General features: G+C 72.3%; 23 protein-coding genes. 9 read left to right on the forward strand and 14 right to left on the reverse strand.

The window, feature by feature from the left end:
- Nucleotides 1-111 precede the first annotated feature (111 nt).
- A complete protein-coding gene (locus ACZ4Z4_RS24935; RefSeq protein WP_468331249.1) occupies nucleotides 112-840 on the forward strand; it encodes a lysophospholipid acyltransferase family protein in 729 nt (242 codons plus the stop codon).
- A gap of 7 nt (nucleotides 841-847) precedes the next feature.
- On the opposite strand, the gene ACZ4Z4_RS24940 is transcribed toward ACZ4Z4_RS24935, so the two are convergent.
- From ACZ4Z4_RS24940 to ACZ4Z4_RS24985, 10 genes are all read right to left on the reverse strand, one after another.
- The gene (locus ACZ4Z4_RS24940; RefSeq protein ID WP_468331252.1) at nucleotides 848-1,444 is read right to left on the reverse strand and encodes a transglutaminase-like domain-containing protein; all 597 of its coding nucleotides are present in this window, start codon (nucleotides 1,442-1,444) and stop codon (nucleotides 848-850) included.
- Nucleotides 1,445-1,538: 94 nt separating this feature from the next.
- Nucleotides 1,539-2,609, reverse strand: a complete 1,071-nt coding sequence (locus tag ACZ4Z4_RS24945) for a threonine aldolase family protein (RefSeq protein ID WP_468331513.1) — start codon at nucleotides 2,607-2,609, stop codon at nucleotides 1,539-1,541.
- 20 nt (nucleotides 2,610-2,629) lie between these two features.
- Complete coding sequence (locus tag ACZ4Z4_RS24950; protein ID WP_468331255.1) at nucleotides 2,630-3,370, reverse strand: SDR family NAD(P)-dependent oxidoreductase; 741 nt, start codon at nucleotides 3,368-3,370, stop codon at nucleotides 2,630-2,632.
- Nucleotides 3,371-3,396: 26 nt separating this feature from the next.
- On the reverse strand, nucleotides 3,397-4,809 hold the full coding sequence (locus ACZ4Z4_RS24955; protein ID WP_468331258.1) for a DUF6421 family protein: 1,413 nt from the start codon (nucleotides 4,807-4,809) through the stop codon (nucleotides 3,397-3,399).
- A gap of 80 nt (nucleotides 4,810-4,889) precedes the next feature.
- Entirely contained in the window at nucleotides 4,890-5,918 is a 1,029-nt protein-coding gene (locus tag ACZ4Z4_RS24960) for an alpha/beta hydrolase (protein WP_468331261.1), read from the reverse strand.
- Nucleotides 5,918-7,075 (reverse strand): LLM class flavin-dependent oxidoreductase, encoded by a 1,158-nt coding sequence (locus ACZ4Z4_RS24965; protein ID WP_468331264.1) that lies wholly within the window; start codon nucleotides 7,073-7,075, stop codon nucleotides 5,918-5,920. The genes ACZ4Z4_RS24960 and ACZ4Z4_RS24965 overlap by 1 nt, the downstream gene beginning before the upstream one ends.
- Nucleotides 7,076-7,099: 24 nt before the next feature.
- The gene (locus ACZ4Z4_RS24970; RefSeq protein WP_468331267.1) at nucleotides 7,100-8,374 is read right to left on the reverse strand and encodes a GDSL-type esterase/lipase family protein; all 1,275 of its coding nucleotides are present in this window, start codon (nucleotides 8,372-8,374) and stop codon (nucleotides 7,100-7,102) included.
- A 47-nt stretch (nucleotides 8,375-8,421) separates the two neighbouring features.
- Nucleotides 8,422-8,997 (reverse strand): TetR/AcrR family transcriptional regulator, encoded by a 576-nt coding sequence (locus ACZ4Z4_RS24975; RefSeq protein ID WP_468331270.1) that lies wholly within the window; start codon nucleotides 8,995-8,997, stop codon nucleotides 8,422-8,424.
- Nucleotides 8,998-9,095: 98 nt separating this feature from the next.
- On the reverse strand, nucleotides 9,096-9,992 hold the full coding sequence (locus ACZ4Z4_RS24980; protein WP_468331273.1) for a bifunctional helix-turn-helix transcriptional regulator/GNAT family N-acetyltransferase: 897 nt from the start codon (nucleotides 9,990-9,992) through the stop codon (nucleotides 9,096-9,098).
- Between the two features lie 63 nt (nucleotides 9,993-10,055).
- Nucleotides 10,056-11,822 (reverse strand): dihydroxyacetone kinase subunit DhaK, encoded by a 1,767-nt coding sequence (locus tag ACZ4Z4_RS24985; protein ID WP_468331276.1) that lies wholly within the window; start codon nucleotides 11,820-11,822, stop codon nucleotides 10,056-10,058.
- A 360-nt stretch (nucleotides 11,823-12,182) separates the two neighbouring features.
- On the opposite strand from ACZ4Z4_RS24985, the gene ACZ4Z4_RS24990 reads away from it, so the two are divergent.
- Nucleotides 12,183-12,989, forward strand: coding sequence for a helix-turn-helix domain-containing protein (locus ACZ4Z4_RS24990; protein WP_468331279.1), 807 nt, complete (start codon nucleotides 12,183-12,185; stop codon nucleotides 12,987-12,989).
- Here the strand turns inward: ACZ4Z4_RS24990 and ACZ4Z4_RS24995 are convergent.
- The 3 genes from ACZ4Z4_RS24995 to ACZ4Z4_RS25005 all read right to left on the reverse strand — a co-directional run bounded on the left by ACZ4Z4_RS24995 (nucleotide 12,914) and on the right by ACZ4Z4_RS25005 (nucleotide 15,555).
- Nucleotides 12,914-13,420, reverse strand: a complete 507-nt coding sequence (locus ACZ4Z4_RS24995) for a hypothetical protein (protein ID WP_468331282.1) — start codon at nucleotides 13,418-13,420, stop codon at nucleotides 12,914-12,916. The two genes, ACZ4Z4_RS24990 and ACZ4Z4_RS24995, sit on opposite strands and share 76 nt — an antisense overlap.
- Nucleotides 13,421-13,479: 59 nt before the next feature.
- Nucleotides 13,480-14,511, reverse strand: coding sequence for an alpha/beta fold hydrolase (locus tag ACZ4Z4_RS25000; RefSeq protein ID WP_468331285.1), 1,032 nt, complete (start codon nucleotides 14,509-14,511; stop codon nucleotides 13,480-13,482).
- Nucleotides 14,512-14,760: 249 nt separating this feature from the next.
- A complete protein-coding gene (locus ACZ4Z4_RS25005; protein WP_468331288.1) occupies nucleotides 14,761-15,555 on the reverse strand; it encodes an SDR family NAD(P)-dependent oxidoreductase in 795 nt (264 codons plus the stop codon).
- Between the two features lie 228 nt (nucleotides 15,556-15,783).
- Between ACZ4Z4_RS25005 and ACZ4Z4_RS25010 the strand changes: the two genes are divergently transcribed.
- The 7 genes from ACZ4Z4_RS25010 to ACZ4Z4_RS25040 all read left to right on the forward strand — a co-directional run bounded on the left by ACZ4Z4_RS25010 (nucleotide 15,784) and on the right by ACZ4Z4_RS25040 (nucleotide 24,995).
- Complete coding sequence (locus ACZ4Z4_RS25010; RefSeq protein WP_468331291.1) at nucleotides 15,784-17,184, forward strand: amidohydrolase family protein; 1,401 nt, start codon at nucleotides 15,784-15,786, stop codon at nucleotides 17,182-17,184.
- 27 nt (nucleotides 17,185-17,211) lie between these two features.
- Entirely contained in the window at nucleotides 17,212-18,717 is a 1,506-nt protein-coding gene (locus tag ACZ4Z4_RS25015; protein ID WP_468331294.1) for a nucleobase:cation symporter-2 family protein, read from the forward strand.
- Nucleotides 18,718-18,731: 14 nt separating this feature from the next.
- On the forward strand, nucleotides 18,732-19,451 hold the full coding sequence (locus tag ACZ4Z4_RS25020) for a GntR family transcriptional regulator (protein WP_468331297.1): 720 nt from the start codon (nucleotides 18,732-18,734) through the stop codon (nucleotides 19,449-19,451).
- 45 nt (nucleotides 19,452-19,496) lie between these two features.
- Nucleotides 19,497-21,746 carry a molybdopterin cofactor-binding domain-containing protein gene (locus tag ACZ4Z4_RS25025; protein WP_468331300.1) on the forward strand — a complete coding sequence of 750 codons (2,250 nt, stop codon included), beginning with the start codon at nucleotides 19,497-19,499 and terminating at the stop codon, nucleotides 21,744-21,746.
- A 77-nt stretch (nucleotides 21,747-21,823) separates the two neighbouring features.
- Entirely contained in the window at nucleotides 21,824-22,753 is a 930-nt protein-coding gene (locus tag ACZ4Z4_RS25030; protein ID WP_468331303.1) for an amidohydrolase family protein, read from the forward strand.
- Nucleotides 22,754-22,843: 90 nt separating this feature from the next.
- Complete coding sequence (locus ACZ4Z4_RS25035) at nucleotides 22,844-23,587, forward strand: aspartate racemase/maleate isomerase family protein (protein WP_468331306.1); 744 nt, start codon at nucleotides 22,844-22,846, stop codon at nucleotides 23,585-23,587.
- Entirely contained in the window at nucleotides 23,574-24,995 is a 1,422-nt protein-coding gene (locus ACZ4Z4_RS25040; RefSeq protein ID WP_468331309.1) for a UbiD family decarboxylase, read from the forward strand. The genes ACZ4Z4_RS25035 and ACZ4Z4_RS25040 overlap by 14 nt, the downstream gene beginning before the upstream one ends.
- Nucleotides 24,996-25,013: 18 nt before the next feature.
- Here ACZ4Z4_RS25040 and ACZ4Z4_RS25045 read toward each other — a convergent pair whose 3' ends face one another.
- Complete coding sequence (locus ACZ4Z4_RS25045) at nucleotides 25,014-25,385, reverse strand: DUF488 domain-containing protein (protein ID WP_468331312.1); 372 nt, start codon at nucleotides 25,383-25,385, stop codon at nucleotides 25,014-25,016.
- Between the last annotated feature and the right edge of the window lie 35 nt (nucleotides 25,386-25,420).

Raw genomic sequence — 25,420 nt, forward strand, 5'->3', positions numbered from 1 at the left:
TCACTCGTCCGTTCTTGGGGCACGATCTGCGCAACGCCGAAAAACCTACGGCTGCGTAACCTCCCGCCGGGAGCCCCCTCCCCAGGCAGAAACGAAGGGCCCTCCCCACCCATGGCAGAGCTTGTCTACCGTCCGGTCATCGGTGCCGCGAAAACCCTGTTCAAGGCATGGGACCTGAAGATCGACTGCAAGGGGTCGGAGAACATCCCGCGCTCCGGCGGCGCCGTTCTGGTCAGCAATCACATCAGTTATCTCGACTTCATCTTCGACGGTCTCGCCGCGCTGCCGCAGAAGCGCGTGGTGCGGTTCATGGCGAAGGAGTCGGTGTTCCGGCACAGGATCTCCGGGCCGCTGATGCGCGGGATGAAGCACATCCCCGTCGACCGCGACAAGGGCGAGACGGCCTACGCGCACGCGCTGGACTCGCTGCGCTCCGGGGAGATCATCGGCGTCTTCCCCGAGGCGACGATCTCGCAGTCGTTCACGCTGAAGACGTTCAAGTCCGGTGCCGCGCGGCTGGCCCAGGAGGCCGGGGTGCCGCTGATCCCGATGGCCCTGTGGGGGACGCAGCGGCTGTGGACCAAGGGCCACCCCCGCAACTTCAGGCGCAGCCACCTGCCGATCACGATCCGTGTCGGTGAGCCGGTGGAGGCCCCGAAGGACCAGTACGCGGGAGCGATCACCCGGCGGCTGCGCGAGCGCTGCCAGGAGCTCCTGGAGGCCGCGCAGCGCGCCTACCCGGTGCGCCCGAAGGGTCCGGACGACACCTGGTGGATGCCGGCGCACCTGGGCGGTACCGCGCCGACCCCGGCCGAGGTGAAGGCCGCCGAGGCCGGCTGAGACGGCCTCACAGCTCTGCGGGGTAGATCCGCCAGAGGTGGAGCCTGTCCCTGGCCTCCTTGAGCACACGGAGCGCCACGGGGCTCGGCTCGGCGTAGACGCCGGGGTAGTCCGCTTCACCGGACTCCGGATCGACCGGCCAGGCCAGCTGCTCCTCGCCGAGGCGGAACTGCGCGTCGACGCCGGCCGGGATGTTGCCGCGCGGGTCCTGCCGGTGCCAGGCGCCGTCGAGCCGCACGGCGACCAGGCCGTGCAGGGAGTAGCCGCTGGTGTTGTCGTCCCGCAGGCGCTGGTAGCAGAACCCCGTGGGGATGTCCTCGGCGCGCAGCAGGGCGGCCAGCGCGTGCGACTTGGCGGTGCAGATGCCGGTGCGTTCGCGCAGCACGTCGGAGGCGCGCCAGATGACCTCCATGCGGCCCGAGTCCTGCGTGTGCGGGATGGCGTCGCGCACGAACTCGAAGGCGGCGCGCGCGTAGGCGTACGTATCGGTGGATGTTTTTGCGAGACCGGCCGCCGTCTCGCGGACCAGCGGGTGCTGGTGGTCGACGACCTCGTCCGCGGCCAAGTACGCAGACAGGTCGGGGTTTTCCTGGATCAGCTGCATGGCACGGGAGCATAGGAATACGGCCGCCCATACGTCAATGACTTTACGGTCGACCGTATACCTATGCAGTTCTATGCGGGTGGTGAAAGGGCGGTCAGCGCGCCATCTCCTCCTTGAGCGCCATCAGGAACCCGTCGACGTCCTCCTCGCGGGTGTCGAACGCGCACATCCAGCGGACGTCGCCCGCCGCCTCGTCCCAGAAGTAGAAGCGGTACTTCTTCTGGAGGCGCTCGCTCACCTCGTGCGGCAGACGGGCGAAGACGGCGTTGGCCTGCACGGGGTAGAGGATCTCCACGCCGTGCACGGCGCGCACTCCCTCGGCGAGGCGCTGCGCCATCTCGTTGGCGTGCCGGGCGTTGCGCAGCCACAGGTCCTTGGCGAGCAGGGCCTCCAACTGCACCGACACGAAGCGCATCTTCGACGCGAGCTGCATGGACATCTTGCGCAGGTGCTTCATGTGGCGCACGGCGTCCTGGTTGATGACCACGACGGCCTCGCCGAACAGCGCGCCGTTCTTGGTGCCGCCGAGCGACAGGATGTCGACGCCGACCGCGTTCGTGAACGTCCGCATGGGAACGTCGAGCGCGGCGGCGGCGTTGGCTATCCGGGAGCCGTCGAGGTGCACCTTCATGCCGAGCCGGTGCGCGTGGTCGCAGATCGCGCGGATCTCGTCGGGCGTGTAGAGCGTGCCCAGTTCGGTGTTCTGCGCGATCGAGACGACCTGCGGCATCGCCCGGTGCTCGTCGTCCCAGCCGAACGCCTGCTTGTCGATCAGCTCCGGGGTGAGCTTGCCGTCCGGCGTGGGCACGGTGAGCAGTTTGAGGCCGGCCATGCGCTCGGGGGCGCCGCCCTCGTCCACGTTGATGTGCGCGGACTCGGCGCAGATCACCGCGCCCCAGCGGTCGGCGACCGCCTGGAGCGCGACGACGTTGGCGCCCGTGCCGTTGAAGACCGGGAACGCCTCGGCGGTCGGCCCGAAGTGGCCGCGGATCACCTGCTGGAGGTTGGCCGTGTAGTCGTCCTCGCCGTACGCGATCTGGTGACCGCCGTTGGCGAGGGCGAGGGCGGCCATGACCTCCGGGTGCGCGCCCGCGTAGTTGTCGCTGGCGAAGCCGCGCACGTCCGGGTCGTGGTGGCGCCGGGCGTCCGTCCTCGGCGGGTTCACGGCTTCTCGGGCGGCAGCGGTCACGGCTTCTCGGTCAGCCACAGGCGGTTTCCGTTCACTTCCCCGGCGGGCTTCTCCCAGACGCCGGCGATGGCCTCGGCCAGCTCCTTGACGTCCGTGAAGCCCGCGAACTTCGCGTTGGGCCGCTCCGCGCGCATCGCGTCGTGCACCAGCGCCTTGACGACCAGGATGGCAGCCGCCGCGCGCGGTCCCTCCTCGCCCCCCGCCTTGCGGAAGGCGTCGGCGAGGGCGAGCGTCCAGGCCTCGGCCGCCGCCTTGGAGGCGGAGTACGCCGCGTTGCCCGCGGTCGGCCTGGTCGCGCCGGCCGCGCTGATCAGCAGGTAGCGGCCGCGGTCGCTGCGCCGCAGCCCCGCCTCGAAGGCGAGGGAGGTGTGCTGCACGGTGCGGATCAGGAGCTTTTCGAGGAGGTCCCAGTCGGCGAGGTCGGTCTCGGCGAAGCTCTTGCTGCCGCGCCAGCCGCCGACGAGGTGGACCAGGCCGTCGATGCGGCCGAACTCCTTCTCCGTGCGCGTCGCCCACTCGCGGGCGGCGTCCAGGTCCAGGAGGTCGACCGTGTCACCGACGACGGTCGCCCCGCCGTGCGCGTACCGCGCGGCGTCGACGGCTTCGGCGAGGCGGGCGGGGTCGGCGTCGGAGGCCACGACCGTGGCGCCGGCCTCCGCGAGCCTCAGCAGGGTGGCGCGCCCCGCGGGGCCGGCGGCCCCCGCCACCGCGACCACGGCTCCATCGAGTGCGGACATCTTCCTCGCCTCCTCCTGGCGGCCGCTCACGCGGCGGCCTTCTCGGCGCCCGTGGAAGCGGTGATCCCCTTGGCGGAGGCGATCACGTGCTTCAGCTTCTTGGAGAGCGCCTCATAGAACATGCTGAGCGGAAATTCGTCGGGAAGCACCTCGTCGACGAGTTTGCGCGGCGGCAGCGACGTGTCAAGTGCGTCCGGGCCCTTGGCCCAGCGCGAGCCGGGGTGCGGGGCGAGGTAGGTGGACACCAGGTCGTAGGCGGCGAACCAGTGGACCAGCTTGGGGCGGTCGATGCCCGCGCGGTAGAGGTCCTCGATCTCGCCGCAGAGCTGGTTGGTGATCTCCGGGGCGCGCTGCCAGTCGATCCTGAGCTGGTTGTCGGTCCAGCGGACCACGTCGTGCTTGTGGAGGTAGGCGAAGAGGAGCTGGCCGCCGAGGCCGTCGTAGTTCTTCACGCGGTCGCCGGTGACCGGGAAGCGGAACATCCGGTCGAAGAGGACGGCGTACTGCACGTCGCGTGCCTGCGGGACGCCCTCGGCCTCCAGCTTCACGGCCTCCTTGAAGGCGGTGAGGTCGCAGCGCAGCTCCTCCAGGCCGTACATCCAGAACGGCTGGCGCTGCTTGATCATGAAGGGGTCGAACGGCAGGTCGCCGTGGCTGTGGGTGCGGTCGTGGACCATGTCCCACAGGACGAACGCCTGCTGGCAGCGGTCCTGGTCGCCGACCATCTCGCGGATGTCGTCGGGCAGTTCGAGCCCGAGGAGGTCCACGGCCGCCTCGGTGACGCGGCGGAAGCGGGCCGCCTCACGGTCGCAGAAGATGCCGCCCCAGGAGAACCGCTCGGGAGCCTCGCGCACGGCGATGGTCTCGGGGAAGAGGACGGCGGAGTGGGTGTCGTACCCGGCGGTGAAGTCCTCGAAGGTGATGCCGCAGAACAGCGGGTTGTCGTAGCGCGTGCGCTCCAGCTCGGCCAGCCAGTCGGGCCAGACCATGCGCAGCACGACCGCTTCGAAGTTGCGGTCGGGGTTGCCGTTCTGCGTGTACATCGGGAAGACGACCAGGTGCTGGAGGCCGTCGCGGCGGTCCGCCGCGGGCTGGAAGGCGAGCAGCGAGTCGAGGAAGTCCGGCACGCCGAAGCCGCCGTCGGACCAGCGGCGCAGGTCCGCGACGAGCGCGCGGTGGTACGCGGCGTCGTGCGGCAGGAGCGGGGAGAGCTCCTCGACCGCGGATATCACGCGGTCCACGGCGAGCTCGGCGATGCTCCTCGCCGGGGCGCCGGCCGCCTCGAAGTCGATGGAGCCGTCGGACGACTGCCAGGGGCGGATCTCCTCCACGGCACCCTTGAGCACCGGCCACGCCGGGTGGTCCACCACCCGCTCACCGGGCTCACCGGCGGAAAGAACCGCACCCTCCGTACCCGACTGCACAAGAATTTCCGTCATGCCCCATCCTCCACGGGAGAACCTCACGTCAGGACACCGTATGCATGTGAGGTTCTCCGCGACAAGAGGGGCTCCGTAAATTATCCTGCGCCACCCCCACCGTCACCGCTGTTTTTCCTGTCGCCTGCGGTGGACTCGATCGCTTCTGCCGCTTCCTGGAGTGCCCGTGCCGCATCCGGGAGTACGTCGGGGAAGCCGAGGAAGCCGTGGAACATGCGCGGGTAGTGGTGCGCGGCGACCTCCACTCCCGCTGCCCGCAGGCGCTCGGCGTAGGCCAGCCCCTCGTCGCGCAGCGGGTCGCAGCCCGCCGTGACGAGGTGCGCGGGCGGCAGTCCGGTGAGGTCGGCGGCCCGCAGCGGCGAGGCGAGGTGGGCGAGGGGGTGCGTACCGTCGCCGTCGGGGCCGAGGTACTGCTCCCAGAACCAGCGCATGTGCGCGGCGGTCAGGAAGTACCCGTCCGCGTTCTCGCGGTAGGAGACGGTGTCCTGGGCGGCGTCCAGGACGGGATAGAGCAGGATTTGCAGCGCGACGGCGGGGCCACCCGCGTCCCTCGCCCTGAGGGTCACGGCGGTGGCGAGCCCGCCCCCGCTGCTGTCCCCCGCGGTGGCGAGGGCACGCGGGTCGCCGCCGAGGGCGGTGCTCTCCTCGGCGGCCCAGCACAGCGCCGCGTACGCGTCGTCGACGGCGGCCGGGAACCGGTGTTCCGGGGCGAGGCGGTAGCCGACGGAGACGGCCACGGCACCGGACCGGGCGACCAGGCCGCGGACCGTGGCGTCGTGGGAGTCGAGGCCGCAGAGGGCGTAGCCGCCGCCGTGGAAGAAGACGACGGTGGGGCGGGGGTGTGGGTGCTGATGTGTCTCCGGGTGCGGGAGATAGACACGTACGGGGATGTCGGGTGCGTCCGGCGGTCCGGGGATCGTTCTGTCGGTGACCGTTCCGACGGCGGGCGGCGTCTTTGCCGAGGCGGGCGCGGCGGCCAGGACGCGGCGGGCCTCGACGGCGTCGGTGACCGTGCCGCCGAGGTCGGGAAAGGCGGCGGTCAGGGCGTCCACGAGGGGGCGGGCGCGGGGGTCGAGGCGGTCCGGGGCCCCGGCGGGCTCGGGCGGCATCAGGTCGGTTCCGTGCCGGCCGCCGCCGCTTCCCGTTCCTGGGCGCGGAAGTGCGGGATGACCTTCTCGCCCCACTGCCGCAGGGTTTCCAGGCAGGCATCCTGCGGGACGGTGCCCATCTGGACGAGGCACATGATCTCGTCGGCCCCGGCGTCGCGGAGCCGCTCCACATAGGCGATGGCGTCGTCCGCGGTGCCGTACGCGTGGTCGGCGTTGAACGTGGCGGTCGAGGTGGGCCGCACCGGGATGTTGTGCTCGTGCAGGCGTGCCACGACCTGCTCGGCGGCCCTGCGCATCTCGGCGGCCTCGTCGCTGCCCTCGACGACCGCCTCGTCGGGTATGCCGGCGCCGCCGTACCAGTGCCCGATGGACTGCGCGAAGAACCGCTGCCCGCGGATGCCGACGCGCCGCGCCGCCTCCCCGTCGTCGAGCACGATCGTCGGGCAGAGCACGGAGAAGTGGTCGTTGACCACGCTCGACACGAGGCGGGCGTCGGTGCGGGCCGCGACGGCGGCGTCGTACGCCTGCCGCATCCCGGCGATCGACTCGGGCCCCGCGAAGCCCATCACGAGGGCGCCGACGCCGAGTTCGGCCGCCTGGGTCAGCGTCTCCGTCCTGCTGCACGCGAGGAAGAGGGGCGGGTGCGGGGTCTGCTTCGGGCGCGGCAGGATCGGGTGCGGACCGATGTCGAGGAGCTCGCCGTGATGCTCCAACTCCTCCTTCTCCCACGCCTTTCCGATGATCCGCAGCGCTTCCTCGACCTCTTGGGTCGTACGTTCCCTGTCGACCCCGCAGAGCGACGTCTCCTGCTCCGTGCCGCCGCGCCCCGCGCCCAGGTCGAGCCGCCCGCCGGAGAGCAGGTCCAGCATGGCGGCGCGCTCGGCGACCCTCGCCGGATGGTTGAAGTTGAACGGCATGCAGACGACGCCGTGGCCGATCCGGATGGTGCTGGTGCGCGCGGCGACCCAGGTCAGGAAGATTTCCGGCGCGCTCATGTGCGCGTACCACTTGAGGGAGTGGTGCTCGACCGCCCAGACGCGGTCGAACCCCATCTCCTCCGCGAGCACGGCCTGTTCGACGCTGTCGTGGATGACCTGATGCTCACGCTCGACGGTCGGATCGGCGAGCTGTGCCTCGAAGATGACGGAGAACTTCACGTGCCCTCCAGGGAGTTGTGCCGGTCAGGCATGGCCCTTGGTGTTTCGATTAGTCATATGACTAGCCGTCAGGTCGTGAAGTCGCAAGGGATGGGCGTCGGAAATCCGCGGCGGTCCGGCCGTGGTGTCCGCGAACGGGCCGCCCGGGGTGAAGGCTCGGGCAGCGAAGCGTTCGCCCATGCGGCGGTGGGTGGCGGCGTCCGGGTGGAGGTCGTCGGGGAGGGGGAGTTCCGTGGCGTCGTCGGGGCCGTACAGTTCGCGGCCGTCGAGGTAGTGGAGGTTCGGGTCCTCGGCGGAGCGCTGCTTCACGATGCGGGCCAGCTCGTCGCGGATGACGTTGAGAGTGAGCTTGCCCATCGGCAGTTCCGCGGGGTCGCCCATGGCCTTGAAGCGCAGGCGCCCCTCGCCGAAGTCGCTGAAGTCGGGCGCGCTGGGCCCGGGGGTGTCCTCGTGGATGGGGCACAGGATCGGGGAGACGACCAGCAGGGGCGCCTCGGGGTGGCCCTCGCGGATGGTGTCCAAAAAGCCGTGCACGGTGGGGCCGAACGCGCGCAGCCGCATCACGTCGGCGTTGACCACGTTGATGCCTGCCTTGACGCTGATCACGTCGGCGGGGGTGTCCCGTATGGCCCGCGCGGTGAACGGGTCCAGCACGGCACTGCCGGACAGACCGAGGTTGATCAGCTCCACACCTCCCAGCGACGCGGCGAGCGCGGGCCACGTGGTGGTGGGGCTCGCGGCGTCGGAACCGTGGCTGATCGAACTGCCGTGGTGCAGCCACACCTTGCGGCCCGGGTCGCGTGCGGGCTCGACGGGGGCGTCGGTGCGCAGGGCGATGAGCTCGGTGGTCTCGTTGTGCGGCAGCCAGATCTCGACGTCCTTCATCCCGTCGGGCAGCGCGGTGAAGCGCAGGGTGGCGGGCTCCCCGGCGGTGCGCTCGGCGGTTCCGGCGGCCAGGTCGACGGTCAGGACGTTGCCGCCCGTCACGCTCCCGGAGCCGGCCGGACGGCCGTCGACGAGCAGTTCGTAGATGCCGTCGGGGCGGGGCGGCGCGCCCACGTAGCACCGCTTCGTGGGCAACGTGTCGAGCTCGACGGCGGTGGCCCGGGTACGGAACGCCAGGCGTACGCCGGAGGGCTGGGACTCGGCCATGGCGAGCTGCGCGTCGGTGTTCTGGGCACGGGCCCGGGCGGGGAGCCGGTGCGGCAGCACGCCGTGCTCGGTCCGCTCCACGTCGAGCGCGCCGCGCAGCAGCTCGGCGGTGACGGGCGTGGTGGTCCAGTGGTGGTCGGTGTGCATGGCCTCAACCTGCCGGTGAAGTGGGACGAATATGTGGGCTGGGGTGTTCAGACGGACGGCGCGGGCCAGTTGCGCAACAGGGCGTCGAGGGCGTCGATGACGCGCGTCCACGTCTCCTGCGAGTCGGGCGCGCTGTGGCTGAACCCGCCTCCCAGCTCCAGGCTCACGTAGCCGTGGAAGACGCTGCCGAGGAGGCGGACCGCGTGCGTCTGGTCCGGTTCCGTCAGGTCGTACCCGCGCAGGATGGCCCGCGTCATCTCCGCGTGCCTGCTGCCCGCGCTCGCGGCCGCCGCCTCGGGAGTGAGCCGCAGCTGGGCGGCGGCGTAGCGACCGGGGTGCTCCCTGGCGTAGTCGCGGTAGACGTTCGCCAGGGCGGCCAGCGCGTCCTTGCCCGCCCGCCCGGCCAGCGCCTCCGCGCCCCGGTCGGCGAGCTCGGCCAGGGCGAGGAGGGCGATCCCGGTCTTGAGGTCCTGGGAGTTCTTCACGTGCGAGTACAGGCTCGCGACCTTGACGTCGAAGCGGCGGGCGAGCGCCGAGACGGTCACCTGGTCGAAGCCGACCTCGTCGGCCAGCTCGGCCCCCGCCCGGACCAGCCGTTCCGTGGTCAGCCCTACGCGCACCATGACGTTCCCCTCTCTCGGCACAACCGATTATGCAGTTGCCTAAAACCTTTAGGCAAACTCGCAATTAGATTAGGGAGTGCGTCGTCTGCGTCAGGCGGCTATGTGCTCTGGATCCGCTTCTCGAACCAGTGGTGGGCGTACGGCTCGTCGTTGAACGCCGGGACCTCCTGGAAGCCGCAGGAGTGGTAGAGGCCGATCGCCGCGTCCAGCGCCTTGTTGGTGTCGAGCCGCAGGACGTCGCGGCCGTGGCGGGCGGCCAGTGCCTCCAGTTCGGCGAGGAACCGGCGGCCCAGGCCGAGCCCCCGCGCCCCGGGCGCGACCCACATCCGTTTGATCTCGGCCGGGGAGTCGGCGGGCAGCTTGAGCCCGGCGCAGCCGACGGGCTCGCCGTGCGCCCTGGCGACCAGGAAGAGACCGTGCGGCGGCCGCAGCCCGCCCGCGTCGGGCAGCAGGCTCCGCGCGGGGTCGAAGCCGGTGTCGAAGCGCTCCTGCAATTCGGTGAAGTAGGACCGCAGGCAGTACTGGGCGTCCGGGTGGTCCGGGTCGACGGCGTCCACGGTGACCGTCCCCGCGGTGAGCAGCCGGTCGACCTCGGCCATGGCGGCGACCAGCCGGGCGCGCTGTGCGGTGTTGAGTGGTCGCAGGAGGGAGTCCGCGAGTTCGTCGCTGCGCTCGTCGAGGAGGGCGCGCTCGGCACGGCCGGCGTCGGTCAGACGGACCGTGCGGACCCTGCGGTCGCCGGGGTGCGGCTCCACCGACACCAGACCGTCGGCCTCCAGGGCGCGCAGCAGGCGGCTTACGTAGCCGGAGTCGAGGCCGAGGCGCTCGCGCAGCCGGCGTACGTCCTGTCCCTGGTCCCCGACTTCCCAGAGCAGCCGGGCCTCGCCGATGGGCCGGTCGCGGCCGAGGTAGTTGTCGTGGAGCACGCCCACGCGCTGGGTGACGGCGCGGTTGAACCGGCGCACCTGATCGATCTGGGTCTGCTCACCATCCATTCTCTGACCTTAGTCAGAGAATGGATGGTGAGACCAGGGGATTCGCTTCTTCTCCGGATCGGATCAGGGCACCGTGATGTGGCCGGGGGCGGGCAGGCGCGGCGCGGTGGCGGGTTCGTGGATGTCCGCGAGGGCCATGAAGAGCAGGGCGACGGCGAGGGCGCCGGGGTCCGGGACGCCGAGGGCGTGGTCGCCCACATAGCTGGCGCGGCCGCGCCGGGGGCGCAGGGACGCCGTGGACAGGGCGCCGCGGATGGCGGCTTGGGCGGCGTCGGTGAGGGGGGCGTCGGCTTGCTCCTGCGCGGCGTCGGTGGGCGGAGCGGTTGCGTCTTCCTGTGTCGCCTTCTCCCGTGCCGCCGCCAGGGATTCCGCGCCGGCCGCGAGTGCGTCGACCAGCGTGCAGTCGCCGGGGACCGCGCCGCCCACCCGGTGGATGGCGGCGTGGCCGGCCGCGGCGGCCTCCGCGAGCGCGGCGACGGTCGGCGCCCCGCCGTCCGCCGGAGACGCGGCGGCCAGGTGCTGGAAAAGGAGCCCGAAGAGGGGCCCACTTGTGCCGCCGACGTCGTTGAGGAAGGCCTCGGCCAGCGCCGTCGTGCCGTCCACGCCGGTCTCGTCGGCCAGCTTCACCGCACGGCGTACGCCGCCCGCGAGGTTGTCGCCGAAGTCGCCGTCGCCGACGAGCTGGTCGAGCTTGGTGAGGTTGTCGCGCACCTGCGTGACGGTGAGCGCGTAACGGTCGAGCAGGGCGCGGTCGCCGCCCGCGCGCGGCGCGGGAGCCGGGGCGCTCACGGACGTCGGCACCGGCGCCGCGGACGCGGCCTCGCCCGGAGTGAGCGAGGGGCGCGGCAGGACGAGCGGGGTACGGGTGGGGGCGGTCCACAGCTCGGCCCACCCGTCCTCGAGGCGCGTGAGGGTGAGGGAGAAGCCGGCCATGTCCAGGGCGGCGGTGAAGGTGCCGGGCACGACGAGGACGGGCCGCAGGCCGCGGGCGGTGAGTTCGTCGCTCAGCAGCACGGCGATGGCGTTGAGCTCCAGCTCGGTGGTGGCGCCGAGGCCGTTGACGAGGGCGAGCACCTCATCGGGGCCGTCGGGCAGCGCGTCCAGCAGGTCGTCCGTCATGCGCCGGACGAGGTCGCCGGTCGCGGGACGGGCGATGGTGCGGGTGCCGCGCTCGCCGTGGATGCCGACTCCGTAGTCGAGGGTTCCCTGCTCCAGCGTGAACGCGGGGCTCACCGTGGTGGGCGACGTCTGGGCGCGGGCCGCGACGGCGATGCTGCGGGACCGGGCCACGACCCGCCTGCCCAGGTCGGCGAGCTCTTCCAGCGTCGCTCCCCGGTCGGCCGCCGCACCCAGGAGCTTCTCGACGACGACCGTGGCGGCGGTGCCCCGGCGGCCGGTCGCGCTGTCCGCGCTGTCGGTGGCCAGGTCGTCGTCGACCAGCACGGTGGCGACGGGGATCCCGTCGTGCCGCAGGCGCTCCGCCGCGATCTGGAAGTTGATCACGTCGCCGGTGTAGTTCTTGACGATGTGCAGGACGCCGCCGCTCTTGGCGGCCGCCGCGCTCGCCTCGTAGATCTGCCGGTTGTGCGGGGAGGCGAAGACCTCGCCGGGACAGACGGCGTCCAGGCCGCCCCGCCCCAGGAGCCCGGTGTGCAGCGGCTCGTGCCCGGATCCGCCGCCGGAGACCAGTCCGACCGTGCGGGCCGGGTCGGCGTCGCGCGCCCGCAGATAGAGCGGGCTGCTGTTCACCTCGATCAACCCGGAATGCGCCAGGGCCAGCCCGCGGGCGGCGGTCAGCACGGCGTCGGTCTCCGGCAGGAAGTGGCTCATCGGGGCGTCTCCGTAGGTGTGCGGCGGTGTGCGGTGGTGTGTTGTGTGCGTGGCGTACGCGGGCGGGGCCGGCATGCGTACGAGGGGCGTGAGACGTACAACGTACGACTGCTCCCGCCACCCGGCACTGCGGAGTTCCGGCCGCGCCGGGTGGCGCGGCGCTCACCATGGCCCTCCGCCGCGCCCGAAGGTCGGCACTGATCGATACCGGCACTCTCGCGTTCCGGTCGCCGGGCCCCTGGGCCGGGCCGACGCCAGCCCTTGTGCGAGGCTGACACCGTGCGTCGGCGCGGGCGGCGATCCGCGACGGGCGCGCGGCACTCTTCGTACGACAGCCCCACCTTTGCGAGGTCTTTACAGTTGCTGGACGCGCGGCGCGAGGACCTCGGACGGATGCTGCGTGCCTGGCGGATGGCGCGGGACCCCGCGCTGCTGCCCGGCCCCGTGCCCTTCCGCGGCCACCGGAGGTACCTCACGCAGCTCGACATGGCCCTGCTGCTCGGCGTCTCCGAACGCTGGTACCGCGCCTTGGAGCGCGGCGAGGACCGCAAGTACGCACGCGAGATGATCGCCGGTGTCGCGCGCATCCTGGACCTCTCCCCACGGCAGGCGACCGCTCTGTACCGCGGCACCGGCCACCAGCCGCCGCGCCACCGGGCCGAGGGCGCGCGGCCGGACGCCGCGCTCCTCGACCTGCTGCACCAGCAGCGCCGGGTGAGCTGGATCTGTGACCAGGCGTGGGACGTGGTCGCCGCCAACGCCGTGGCGGCGCGTCACTGCCCCTGGCTGGCCCGTGCCGATGCCAACGCCATGACCTGGGCGTTCTCTCCCGAGGCGCGGTATCAGCTGCGCGACTGGGAGACGAAGTGGGCCGCCCCGCTGCTCGGGCGGCTGCGCCTGGCCTGGCAGCGCTGGCCGGACAACGAGCGCCTGGACGAGGTGGTGCGGACCGTACGGCGCGAACCGGGCGTCGCCGAGCTGTGGGAGCGTACGGCCGACGTCCGAGGTCCTTCCGATGAGGCGGCCGACGCGGCGCTTCCCATGTACTTCCCGCTGGTGGCGCCCGACCCGGTCGACGTGCGCGTCGCGGCCTACGGCCGGTTCGGCGACACGTCGCTGCGCTGGCTGGTCCTCACCCCGGTGGATCCGGCGGTCACGTTTCCCTGACGGCGCGTCCGGCGGCGGGCCCGCGTCACCAACAGGACGCCGCCGAGGACCACCCCCGCCCCGGCGTAGCCGACGACCATGTCCTGCTGGGCGGGGGACTCGCTGATGTGGGCGACGCCCTGCGCCGACACCCAGACGCGGTCGCCGGTGATACTGCTCGTCCCCTCCCCCTCCTCGTCCCACACGCCGTCCTCCGGGACGCCCCGGACGGCGCCGCGCACCGTGCGGCCCTGCGGGTCCCGCCACGCGAAGTGGTCCAATTCATCCCCTTCGGTGACCGTCGCCCAGTACCCGGAGAGGTAGGTGTCGGTGGCGACGAGCGCGTGGCGCAGCGGTACGGCGAAGGCCGCCAGGACGGCCGCCCACACCAGCACCGCCGCCGCCCGGCGGATCCCGCTGCGGCTCCCCCGCGCACGCCGATCAGCACTCACACCCTGTCTCCCGCCCCGTGTCCACCCGTCGCCCCCGTCCGGGTGTCACGATACGGCGGTCATCGGGGCAGGTCGGCGAGCCAGTCGACCAGCAGCCGGTTGACCTCCTCGGGGCGTTCCTGCTGGAGCCAGTGGCCGCAGCCGTCGAGGATGTGCGAGGAGCGCAGGCCGGGCAGCGTCTCGGGGAACGCCGCGATCGCGTCTGCCAGCCAGGTGGTCGAGGCGTCGAGGGCGCCGCCGATGAAGAGGGAGGGCTGGGTGAGCGGGGCGCCCGCGAAGCCGGGGGTGAGGTCCTCCCAGTCGCGGTCCATGTTCCGGTAGCGGTTGAGCGCGCCGGTCAGGCCGGTCCGCTCGAACTCCCCGGCGTAGACGTCGAGGTCGGGTCCGGTGAGCCAGCCGGGCAGGCGCCCGGCGGGGAACCGGTCCCGCAGCCGTCCGCCGCGGCTCGCGAAGTGCGGGTCCGGCGCGTCGGGTCCCGGCATGGTGTCGCCGGAGAACGCGGCGTAGAAACCCGCGAGCCAGCCCCGGACGTCGGGTTCGATCTCGGCCTCGGCGCGGCCGGGCTCCTGGAAGTACGCGACGTAGAACTCCTCGTCGCCGCCCATTCCCGCGAACACCTCGTTGGGGCGCGGGCCGCCCGGCGGCGTGTACGGGACGCTGAGCAGACCGACCGCGTGGAAGACGTCCGGCCTGACGAGCGCGGCGTGCGCGGCCACGGTCGCGCCCCAGTCGTGCCCGACGATCACCGCGGTCTCCTCGCCGAGCGCGCGCACCACGGAGACGCTGTCCTCGACGAGGTCGAGCATGCGGTACGCGGAGACCTCCGCGGGCCGCGACGAGCGGCCGTAGCCGCGCACGTCGACGGCGACCGCGCGGTACCCGGCCGCGGCGAGGGCCGGCAGCTGGTGGCGCCAGGAGTACCAGGACTCGGGGAAGCCGTGCACCAGCAGGACGAGGGGCCCCGTGCCCTGTTCCACCAGGTGGATCCGGCCCGCCGGCGAGGGGACCAGCCGGTGGGTGCGGTCGGTGAGGTCGGTGAGGTCGGTGAGATGGGTGCGGTCGGTGGCGGTCGGTGGCTCGGTCAGGGTCATCAAGTCCTCCTGGCGGCATGGGCCCTTGCGGGCTTCGGCGACGGCTCTGGCCATGAGGATGCGACGCGGTCCGCGCGCGAGACGACGTTCGTTGCCGTTCCGGCAAAACGGCGAGCCCCCCCCACTACCGCCCCCGCCTACCGACCACCGACCATCGACCACCGGCTACCGGCTACCGGCTACCGGCTACCGGCTACCGGCTACCGGCTACCGGCTACCGGCTACCGGCTACCGGCTACCGGCTACCGGCTACGGAACGATCGAGTCCACGTATCCGCCGTCGACCCGCACCGCGCCCCCCGTCGTCGCCGACGCCAGAGGCGAGCTGAGGTAGACGACCATGTGCGCGATCTCCTCCGGCTCGATGAGCCGCTGGATCAGCGACTGGGGGCGGTGCTCGGTCATGAACTTCCGCTGCGCCTCGTCCCACGGCAGGGACCGGTCCACCAGTTCGTAGACGAAGTCCTCGACGCCGCCCGTGTGCGTCGGCCCCGCGATCACGGAGTTGACGGTGACACCGGAGCCCGCCGCCTCCTTCGCGAAGCCCCGGGAGACCGCGAGCAGCGCGGTCTTCGACGTGCCGTAGTGGATCATCTCCGCGGGCGTGACGAGCGCCGAGTCGCTGGCGATGTTCTGGATCCGCCCCCAGGAACGGTCCTTCATGCCCGGCAGGTAATGGCGGATCATCCGCACCGCCGTCAGGACGTTGACCTCGAAGTAGCGGCGCCACTCGGCGTCGGTGATGTCCAGGGCGGGCTCTGCGCCGAAGACGCCGAGGTTGTTGACGAGGACGTCGGTGTGCGGCACCGCTTCGAAGACCTGCCGGGCGCCGTCGTCGGTGGAGATGTCACCCGGCGCGGGAATGAACTCGGCGCCGCCGCACTCCCCCTTCAGCCGGTCGACGGCGGCGTCGACGGAGCCGCGGGAGCGGCCGTTGACCGCGACGCGGGCGCCGGCGCGGGCCAGGCCCACGGCGATCGCGGCGCCGATTCCCTGGGTGGAGCCGGTGACGAGCGCGGTCTTGCCGGAGAGATCGACGAGCACGGTGCGTACCTCCTGGAACGGTTTACCGGACGGGGCGCTTCACCCCGCTCCCCCACCCCTGCCCCAGTCATACGCCAAGTCCCCACCTTGCGCCGGGGGTTGACACGCCCGGTGGCCTGAATATGTTACATGCAATATGGAACATGCCGTCGAACAACCGGGGGCTTCGTGCTACACACCAGTGATCAACGACCACGACCGTGCGACCTTCTGCTGTCGTACGCCCATGTGGTCACCGTCGACGAGCGCCGAGCGGTGTACGAGCCGGGGTCGGTCGCCGTCGTGGGCGGCCGTATCGCGGCTGTGGGGCCCGCCGCCGAGGTCGACGCGGCCTGGCGGGCGGCCAGGACCGTGGACTGCCGGGGCCGTGCGGTGCTGCCGGGCTTCACCGACGGGCACACCCATCTATTCCAGTCGCTCGCCCGCGGCCTGGGCGAGGGACTGCCCATCTGGCCGTGGCTGTGCGAGTTCATGTGGCCGTACTCCATCGCCATGCGCCCGGACGACGCCCGGGTGGCGGCGACGCTCGGCGCGGTGGAGGCGCTGCGCTCGGGCATCACGACGGTCGTCGACAACCATTACGCGCCCACGGACGCCGAGACGGTCCTCGCCGTGGCCGACGCGGTCGAGTCGGCGGGTCTGCGCGGCGCGATCGCCCGCGGCATGCTGGGCGACCGGACGGCCGTGGCGGCGGCGCGGCGCCTGCCCGAGGAGCTGTTCCGCTTCTCCACCGCCGAGGAACTGGAGCTGACCCGCGAGTGTCTGACGAGGCGTCCGCCGGGGTCGCGGGTGAGTGTGTGGCCCGCCCCGCTGAACCTCAGCTATGTGGACCAGAAGCTGGTCACCGGTTCGGTGGCGCTGGCCGAGGAGTTCACCACGCGCTGGCACACGCACTGTTGCGAGGGCGCGAAGGACCCGGTGAGCTACCGGGAGGCGTACGGAGTGCGTCCTGTGGAGTGGCTCGAACGCGCGGGGCTGCTCGACGAGCGGGCCACGCTCGCCCACGCCGTGTGGCTGGACGACGACGAGATCTCCTGGCTGGGTGAGCGCGGGGCGGGGGTCGCCCACAACCCGGCGTCCAACGCCTACCTCGCCTCGGGAACCATGCGGCTGCGGGCGCTGCGGGAGGCCGGGGCGGTGGTGTCGCTCGGCACGGACGGACCCGCCGCGGGCCACCGGCAGGACATGTTCGAGGTGATGAAGCAGGCCCTGTTCGGCCAGCGTCAGCACACCTTGGACCCGGGCGTGCTGCGGGCCGAGGAGGCCCTGGAGCTGGCCACGCGCGAGGGCGGCAGGTACGCGGCGGTCGGCGCGGGGCCCAGGCGTGGCAGCACAGGGCCCACGCACATCGGCGCGGGGTCGCTGTGCGTCGGCGCGCCCGCGGATCTCGTCGTGGTCGGCCTCGACCGGCCGCACCTGCGCCCGCTGCACCGCGTCGTGGCGACGCTCGTCCACGCGGCGCGCGGCGCGGACGTCGACATGACCATCGTCGACGGGCGGGTCGTCTTCGAGGACGGCCGCTGCCCGCTGGTCGACGAGGAAGCGCTGCTCACCGAGGTCCAGGAGCGGGCCGAACACCTGGTGGAGCGGGCGTCCTTCGGCGGCCTGCGCACACCGTGGCTGCGCTGAGGGGCCCTCAACGGAGGGGGAACGCACATGCCGCACCGGAATCGAACCCGGAACCGAACGCGGAAGTTCGAGCGGAATCGGAACAGCGCAGCGCACCAGAGAGAAGCGACGGATCCCGTCGAGGCCGTACCGTCCGTCTGGCGGCTCGGCGTCTACGGCCTTCAGCACGTCCTCGCCTTCTACGCCGGCGCCGTGGTCATGCCGCTGCTCGTCGCCGAGGGCATCGGCCTGTCGGGCGACGACATCGGCCTGCTCGTCAACGCCTCGCTCCTGACCTGCGGCATCGCCACCCTGTTGCAGTCCGTGGGGCTGCCGGGGATCGGCATCCGGCTGCCGGTCGTCCAGGGCACGTCGACGACCGCCGTCCCCTCGCTCGTCTCCGTCGGTCTCGCGGCGGGCGGCGCGCGGGCGGGGCTGCCGACGGTGTTCGGCGCGGTGATCGCTGCCGGGCTCGCGCTGTTCGTGATCGCGCCCGTCTTCAGCAGACTGGTGCGGTTCTTCCCGCCGCTGGTCACCGGCACGATTGTCACGATCGTGGGCATCACCCTGCTCGCGGTGGCCGCGCGGCAGGTCGGCGGCGGCGATCCGTCGTCCAGCTCCTTCGGCTCGCCCTCCCAACTGGGCCTGGCGGCCGTCACGTTGGCAGCGATCCTGTTCTTCAACAAAGTCTCGCGGAGGTTCCTCGCCACCGTCGCCGTCCTCGCGGGGCTCGCCATCGGTACGGGGGTCGCCGCGCTCGCGGGCCGTACGGACTTCTCCCGGATCGGGGACTCCGCCTGGCTGGGTGTGGCGGCGCCCCTGCACTACGGCGCGCCGCGGCTCGACGCGGTCGCCGTGCTCTCCGTCTTCCTCGTCATGGTCATCATCGCGGTGGAGTCCATCGGGCAGTTCTTCGCCGTCGGGCGGATCGTGGGCCGGGAGGTGTCGGGCCGGCACGTCACCCGCGCCCTGCGGGCCGACGGCCTGGCCACGGCCGCGGCCGGCGCTCTCAACTCCTTCCCCAGCACGGTCTATTCGCAGAACATCGGGCTGATCCAGCTGACCCGCGTGAAGTCACGGTGGATCGTGGCGGCGAGCGGCGTGATCATGATGCTGCTCGGTCTGGTGCCGAAGGTGGGGGCCGTGGTGGCGTCGATGCCGACGTCCGTCCTCGGCGGGGCGACGATCGTGCTGTTCTCCACGATCGCGGTGGTCGGTGTGCAGATACTTGGTCAGGCGGACCTGACAGACCAGCGCAACACCATCCTTGTCGCCGCCAGTGTCGGCGTCGGCTTCCTGCCGACCGCGTTCCCGCAGTTCGCCGAGCAGATGCCGGGGCGGCAACTGCATGCGCTCTTCGAGAGCGGCATCATCCTCGGCACCCTCACGGCGGTGCTGCTCAACCTCTTCTTCCACCATCTGAGGCTGCCGGGCCTGGAGAGACCGCCGGGGCACAAGGAGAAGGCCGCCCGCTCCATTGACCGGTCAGAACATTACATGCAACATGAAGAGCAGGTGGCCGGGTCCGGTACACCGGCCAAGGAGACACCGTGACAAGGGGGTTGGGGATGTCCACGCAGAGGGCGGTGAACCCGGTGGCGGCGGGGAGCCTGCTGGCGGAGCGCGCGTACGAGGAGCTGAAGAGCGCCGTGCTCGCGGGCCGGCTGCGCCCCGGCGACGCCCTGTCGGTGCCCGCGCTCGCCGTGCAGATGGGCATCAGCCGCAGCCCCGTCCGCGAGGCCGTCCAGCGGCTCATCCACGACGGTCTCGCCACGCACGCCGCCCACCGGGGCGCCGTCGTCGCCACGGTCGACATCGAGGACGTGCGCCAGCTCTACGTCGTGCGTGAGGTGATGGAGGGCCTGGCGGCCCGCCTGGCGACGGAGCGTCTGGACGCCGCCGCGGTCGACGAGCTGCGCCGCCTCCTCGAGCGCCACGAGGCCGTCGTCGCCGCGGAGTTCGACGAGCAGGCGCACATCGAGATGGACATGGCGTACCACCGGCTGATCCGCGAGGCCGCGGGCAACGACCATCTGACCGCCGCCCTCGACACCATTCAGGGCAAGGCACACCTGGCCCTCCATTCGCTGTGGCGCAGCCCGCAGGCGCCGCGGCTCGCGGTCGACGAGCACCGGCGCATCTTCGAGGCGATGACGGCGGGCGACCCGGACGCCGCCGAGCAGGCCGCCCGAGATCACATCAGGCGCCTGCGGACCCGCCTCTCGCAGGCCGTGACGGCGGACCCGGCGCAGGGCACGGACCGCCGGGCGGTACGCCCCACCGCGTAACCGCGCGGCCCATCACCCGCAACCCAGGAAGGGATGTGACCGCCCGTGGACACCGTCACCGGTGTGCGTCGCGGCGTCGGCGAGAGCGTCCGGCGCCCCGACGGCAGGCTGAAGGTCCGTGGCGACTTCGCCTACGCGTCCGACCTGCGCTGGGACGGCATGGTGTGGGGCGCGACCCTGCGCAGCCCGCACCCCCACGCCCGCATCCTGCGCCTGGACACCACCCGGGCGAGGCGGCTGCCGGGCGTGGTGGCGGTGCTCACCCACGAGGACGTGCCGGGGCGGCCGCTGTACGGGATGAAGGTCGCCGACCAGCCGGTGCTCGCCGCGGACCGCGTGCGCCACCAGGGCGAGCCGGTCGCCCTGGTGGCCGCCGACCACCCCGAGACGGCCCGCAGGGCGCTGCGCCTCATCGAGGTGGAGTACGCGGAGCTGCCCGCGCTCACCGATCCCGAGCAGGCGCTCGCCGGCACCGGACCGCTGGTCCACGAGCGGCGTGTGGACGGCGGGCGGGGCAACGTCGTACGTCACGTCCGCATCCGGCACGGGGACCTGGCCGCCGCGCGGGGATCGGCGGACGTCGTGGTCTCGGGGACGTACGAGGTCGGGATGCAGGACCAGGCGTTCCTCGGCCCGGAGGCGGGGCTGGCGATACCGGGCGAGGACGGCGGCGTGGACGTGTACGTGTCCACGCAGTGGCTCCATGACGACCGGCACCAGATGTGCGGGGCGCTGGGTCTGCCGCCCGAGAAGGTGCGCCTGACGCTGTCCGGTGTGGGCGGCGCGTTCGGCGGCCGGGAGGACGTGTCGGTGCAGATCCACGCGGCGCTCCTTGCGCTGCACACGGGCCGACCGGTGAAGATGAGCTACCACCGCGAGGAGTCCTTCTTCGGGCATGTGCACCGCCATCCGGCGCGGATGCGGTTCGAGCACGGTGCCACCCGTGAGGGCAGGCTCGTCTTCGTCAGGGCGCGGCTGCTCTTCGACGGCGGGGCGTACACCTCCACGTCGCAGGTCGTCATCGCGAACGGCTCGTACTTCGCCGCGGGCGCCTACGACGTGCCGCACGTCGAGATCGACGGCTACTCCGTCTTCACCCACAACCCTCCCTGCGGCGCGATGCGCGGCTTCGGGGCCGTCCAGTCCTGCTACGGGGTGGAGTCCAACCTCGACAGGCTGGCCCGCGAACTGCGCCTCGACCCGGTGGAGTTACGCGTCCGGAACGCCATGCGGACCGGGACCGTACTGCCGACCGGGCAGGCGGTGGACGGTCCCGCGCCCGCCGCGGAGCTCCTGGAGAGGCTCCGCGCCCGCCCACTGCCGGCCACCGCCGACGGCCCCTTCAGCCTCCCCGGAGGCCTCAACAACACCTCACACGGCGAGGGCGTCAAGCGGGGCGTCGGATACGCGATCGGGGTCAAGGCGATCGGCTTCTCCGGTGGTGTCGACGATCGCTCGGTGGCCCGCGTGCGGCTCTCCCTGGTGAACGGCGAGCCCGTTGCCGAGATCCACACGGCGGCGGCCGAGTGCGGGCAGGGCATCGTCACCGTCCAGGCCCAGATCGCCCGCACCGAGCTGGGCGTGGACCGGGTCGTGGTCCTTCCCGCGGACACCCGGGTCGGCGACGCGGGCTCGGCGTCCGCGTCGCGGATCACCTGGATGAGCGGGGGCGCGGTCCAGGGCGCGTGCAAGGAGCTGCGGGCACGGCTCGCCGGTCTCGGTGACCGGCCCCTCGCGGAACTCCTGGCGGACAGCGGTCCGTTGGAGGCGAAGTACGAGTTCGCGCACCGCCGTACGTACCCCGTCGACCCCGAGCGCGGGCAGGGCGACGCGCACATCGCCTTCGCGTTCGCGGCACACCGGGCGGTCGTCGATGTGGACACCGAACTCGGCCTGGTGAAGGTGGTGGAGCTGGCCACCGCGCAGGACGTCGGCAGAGCGATGAACCCCCTGGCGGTGGAGGGGCAGATCGAGGGCGGCAGCGCGCAGGGTCTGGGCCTCGCCCTCATGGAGGAGCTGCGGGTCTCCGACGGGCGGGTGCGCAACCCGTCCTTCACCGACTACCTGATCCCCACCATCGCGGACATGCCGCCCGTCCCCATCGACCTGCTCGAACTCCCCCACCCGGACGCGCCGTACGGCCTGAACGGCGTGGGCGAGCCGCCGACGCTGTCGTCGACACCGGCGATCGTCAACGCGCTGCGCGACGCGACGGGCCTGGAGCTGCCCAGGGTGCCGGTGCGCCCCGAGGACATCTGCGGCACCGAGCGTTCCCGCGACACGGAAGGGAGGTGAGGCGGGCCCTGCCCGGGGTCCCCAAACGGTCCACCAGCAGAGACACGGTCGGTACCAGCCGGGAAGGAACGAGCACCTTGATCATCGACACCCATATGCATCCCACGAACATCGTCGACCAGGCGTGGCGGCACGACGGTTCCCCGTTCACGGGCGAGCGCACCATCGAGATGATGGACGGCCCGTACATGATCAACGGCAAGCCGCGCCGGATCGACTACGGCTGCATCATGCCGCCGCCCGGCAACAGCGTCTGGCAGGACGGGATGCGCACCGGCCGCGAAGGCATCCGGGACTACATGGCGTACATCACGGAACTGGTCCAGCGGTACCCCGACCGGTTCATCGGGAACTTCATGTACAACCCGCGCTTCGGGCCCGAGAACGGCGCGAAGGAGCTGGAGTTCCACGTCAAGGAGTACGGCTACAAGATGGTGAAGCTGCATGCCAACATGCACGCCTACCGTCCGGACCGGGCCCTGGACTGGCTCCGTCCCGTGCTGCGGGTCTGTGACGAACTGGGGCTCGTCGTCCTGATCCACACCGGGGACGGGCCCTACTCCATTCCGACGCAGTTCTACCCGATCATCCGGGAGTTCAAGGACGTCAACTTCATCCTGGCGCACTTCGGGGTGCAGACCGGCGGGGTGTACTGCTTCGAGGCGCTGTACATGATCCTCGACTCGCCCAATGTGTACGGGGAGTCGGGGTGGCTGCTCCAGTCGCGGATCGTGGAGTTCGCCCAGCAGATGGAGCGCCACCAGCTGGTGTTCGGCACGGACTCGCCGCCGAACGAGCCGGGCATGTGGGCGCGGGAGCTGGAGGTGCTGTGCGGTCCGCCGCCGCAGGGCATGCACCTGTCCGAGGACGATCTGGAGGGCTACCTCGGGAACAACATGGCCAGGCTGCTCGGCCTGAAGCCCACTCCCCCGCCGCGCGACCAGGCGGAGGCGCAGCTGCGGCTGAAGGACACGTACGCCTCGTCGGCCACGGTGTCGGGGCCGTAGCCGTGCCCTCGGGGCCGCCCCCCGCACCCCGGGGGCGGCCCGCCCTGTCCTCTGCCCGTGCCCCACGGCGACGAGAAACGGACTTCCCCCATGCGGCGCATCGGTCACCTCCTCCCCTCCACCTCCCTCGGCGCCGAACGCTGGGCGGCGCAGATCTGCGCGCCCCTCCCGGTGGAGGCCGTGCACCCCACGGCGCGGGCCGCGCTGCCCGAGCAGTTGTGCGGCCCCGCGGTCTCCGGCACGCAGGAGGCCGAACTGACGCGCGGCGCCGAACAGTTGGCGCAGGCGGGTGCGGACGCCGTCGTGTGGAGCGGCGGCTCGTGCGGACTGCACGGCCCGGCGCACGCCCGGTCCGTCGCCCGCACGATCGAGGCCACGGCGGGTGTGCCCGCCTCCACGGTCACGCTCGGCCAGCTCGACCTCCTGGCCCGCCACGCCCTGCCCTCCCTCGCCCTGGTCACCGCGGGCTCGCGGGAGAGCGCCGGGCGCGTCGCCGACACGTACGTCGCCGCGGGGCTGCGCGTCACCTCGGTGACCGCGCTCGGCCTGGGGACGCCCCGGGAGGCGGCGGAGCTGCCGGTGGCGCGGCTGCGGCGGCTGCTGCTCGACGCGGGCTCCGGCGACGCGCACTGCGTGGTGGTGGCGGGCACGGAGCTGCCGGTCGCACCGGTGGCGGCGCTCGTGGAGCGGGAGCTCGGCAAGCCGGTGTTCGACGGGGCGCGGGTCGCGGTGCACACGGGGCTCGATCTCCTGGGCCTGCACGTCAACTCCCCCGGCTGGGGTCGGCTGTTCGCCTCCGGCGACCGCGCGGGAGTCTGCTGTGACACGCACTGATGGGACGTCCGCCGCAGCGGCCACGTACACGGATACGCAGGATCTGCGCGCGTTCCTGCGCGCCCACGGACCCGGGCAGGCCGACGACGTACTGACCGTGGCGCAGGAGATCGAGGGTGAGGACGTGGCCGCGCTGGTGATGGAGCTCGCCGGGCGGGGCCGTGCCGATCTCCTGGTGTGCCCGCGGGTCGCGGGGCTCGGCACGACGCTGATCACCAACGTCTTCGCCTCGCGGGACCGCGTCGCCCGGCTGCTCGGCACCGACCGCGCGGGGCTGCACCGCGCCTACCAGGCGGCCGCCGCGCGCCGCAGAGAGCCGCGCGTGGTCGCCGACGGCCCTGTCCTGGAGGTGGTCGAGGAGGGCGAAGCGGTGGACCTCGGCACGCTGCCGCTCATCCGGCACTTCGCCTCCGACCGCGCCCCGTACATCACCAACGGCATCATCACGGCGGAGGCGCCGCCCGACGCGCCCGGCCGCGCGGGCAACCTCAGCTACCACCGCTCCATGGTCCACTCCCGCACCGAGCTCGCCACGAGCCTGCACTCGCGCGGCCATCTGTGGCAGCTGCTTCGGCTGACCGAGGAGCGGGGCGAGGTCCTGCCGGTGGCGATGGTGATCGGCGCGCACCCCCTCTTCCTGCTCGCCGCGTCGGCCCGTGTCGGCCCCGACGTCGACGAACGCACCATCGCCGGCGGCCTGTTCGGGGCCCCTCTCGACGTCGTGCGGACCCCGCGCCGCGGCATCCGGGTGCCGGCCGGGGCCGAGATCGTCCTTGAGGGGTTCATCGATCCGGGGCGGCGGGCGGACGAGGGGCCGTTCGGGGAGTTCTCCGGCTACTCCTCCGACCGTTCCACCAACAACGTCCTCACCGTGGAGACGGTCCTGCGCCGCCGCGACGCCCTCCTCCTCGACGTCGTCGGCGGCAACACGGCCGAGCACCTGAACCTCGCGCGGCTGCCCCGCGAGGCGGAGATGGCCGACCAGCTGTGCCGCCGCTTCCCCGAGGTCACCGCCCTGCACTACCCCACGTCCGGGACGCACTTCCACGCGTACGTCGCCCTGCGCCAGGCCCGCCCCGGCCAGGCGCGGCAGATCATGCTCGCGCTGCTCGGCTGGGACCCGTATCTGAAGACCGTCGTCGCGGTCGACGACGACGTGGACGTCACCCGTGACGCGGACGTGCTGTGGGCGATGGCGGCCCATCTTCAGCCGCATCGCGACCTGTTCGTCGTCGACGGCCTGCCCGGCAGCCCCCTCGACCCGTCGTCGACCACGGACGGCACGACGTCCCGCATGGCGCTGGACGCGACGCGGGGCGCGGACTTCCACGGCGTACGCATCCGCATGGAGCCGCGCCGCGTGGAGACCGCGCGGCGCCTGCTCGACGGGGACGCGCCACGCGGCTGACGTCCGCGCGCCGGGCCCTCACGGCGACTTCAGTACGTCGACCAGGACCCGCACGTGTCCGTGCGGCAGGTCCTTGGTCGCCGTGAGCAGGGTCAGCCGTCCCGCGCGTGCGACGGCGCGCAGCCGCTCCAGCTCCGCCGCCCGGCCGTCGTCCGCCAGCTCCTGCCGGTAACGCTCGGCGAACGCGTCGAACCGCGCGGGGTCGTGGTCGTACCAGCGGCGCAGTTCGGTGGAGGGCGCCAGCTCCTTGCCCCACGTGTCGAGAGCGGCCCGCTCCTTGGAGACGCCCCGGGGCCAGAGCCGGTCGACGAGGACACGCGTCCCGTCGTCCCGCTCCACGGCGTCGTGGATCCGCTTGACCTGCACGTCGAGAGGGCGGCTCGTCATCATGTCGACATTGTGCTGCGGCCGGGCGCGGACCGCGC

The sequence above is a fragment of the Streptomyces sp. NPDC030245 genome (assembly GCF_055572995.1).

Bases quoted from the DNA above. Each gene is read 5' to 3' on its own strand.
- ACZ4Z4_RS24935 (WP_468331249.1), top strand. From the start codon at position 112: ATGGCAGAGCTTGTCTACCGTCCGGTCATCGGTGCCGCGAAAACCCTG.
- ACZ4Z4_RS24940 (WP_468331252.1), bottom strand. From the start codon at position 1,444: ATGCAGCTGATCCAGGAAAACCCCGACCTGTCTGCGTACTTGGCCGCG.
- ACZ4Z4_RS24950 (WP_468331255.1), bottom strand. From the start codon at position 3,370: ATGTCCGCACTCGATGGAGCCGTGGTCGCGGTGGCGGGGGCCGCCGGC.
- ACZ4Z4_RS24955 (WP_468331258.1), bottom strand. From the start codon at position 4,809: ATGACGGAAATTCTTGTGCAGTCGGGTACGGAGGGTGCGGTTCTTTCC.
- ACZ4Z4_RS24960 (WP_468331261.1), bottom strand. From the start codon at position 5,918: ATGCCGCCCGAGCCCGCCGGGGCCCCGGACCGCCTCGACCCCCGCGCC.
- ACZ4Z4_RS24970 (WP_468331267.1), bottom strand. From the start codon at position 8,374: ATGCACACCGACCACCACTGGACCACCACGCCCGTCACCGCCGAGCTG.
- ACZ4Z4_RS24975 (WP_468331270.1), bottom strand. From the start codon at position 8,997: ATGGTGCGCGTAGGGCTGACCACGGAACGGCTGGTCCGGGCGGGGGCC.
- ACZ4Z4_RS24980 (WP_468331273.1), bottom strand. From the start codon at position 9,992: ATGGATGGTGAGCAGACCCAGATCGATCAGGTGCGCCGGTTCAACCGC.
- ACZ4Z4_RS24985 (WP_468331276.1), bottom strand. From the start codon at position 11,822: ATGAGCCACTTCCTGCCGGAGACCGACGCCGTGCTGACCGCCGCCCGC.
- ACZ4Z4_RS25000 (WP_468331285.1), bottom strand. From the start codon at position 14,511: ATGACCCTGACCGAGCCACCGACCGCCACCGACCGCACCCATCTCACC.
- ACZ4Z4_RS25015 (WP_468331294.1), top strand. From the start codon at position 17,212: ATGCCGCACCGGAATCGAACCCGGAACCGAACGCGGAAGTTCGAGCGG.
- ACZ4Z4_RS25020 (WP_468331297.1), top strand. From the start codon at position 18,732: ATGTCCACGCAGAGGGCGGTGAACCCGGTGGCGGCGGGGAGCCTGCTG.
- ACZ4Z4_RS25035 (WP_468331306.1), top strand. From the start codon at position 22,844: ATGCGGCGCATCGGTCACCTCCTCCCCTCCACCTCCCTCGGCGCCGAA.
- ACZ4Z4_RS25045 (WP_468331312.1), bottom strand. From the start codon at position 25,385: ATGATGACGAGCCGCCCTCTCGACGTGCAGGTCAAGCGGATCCACGAC.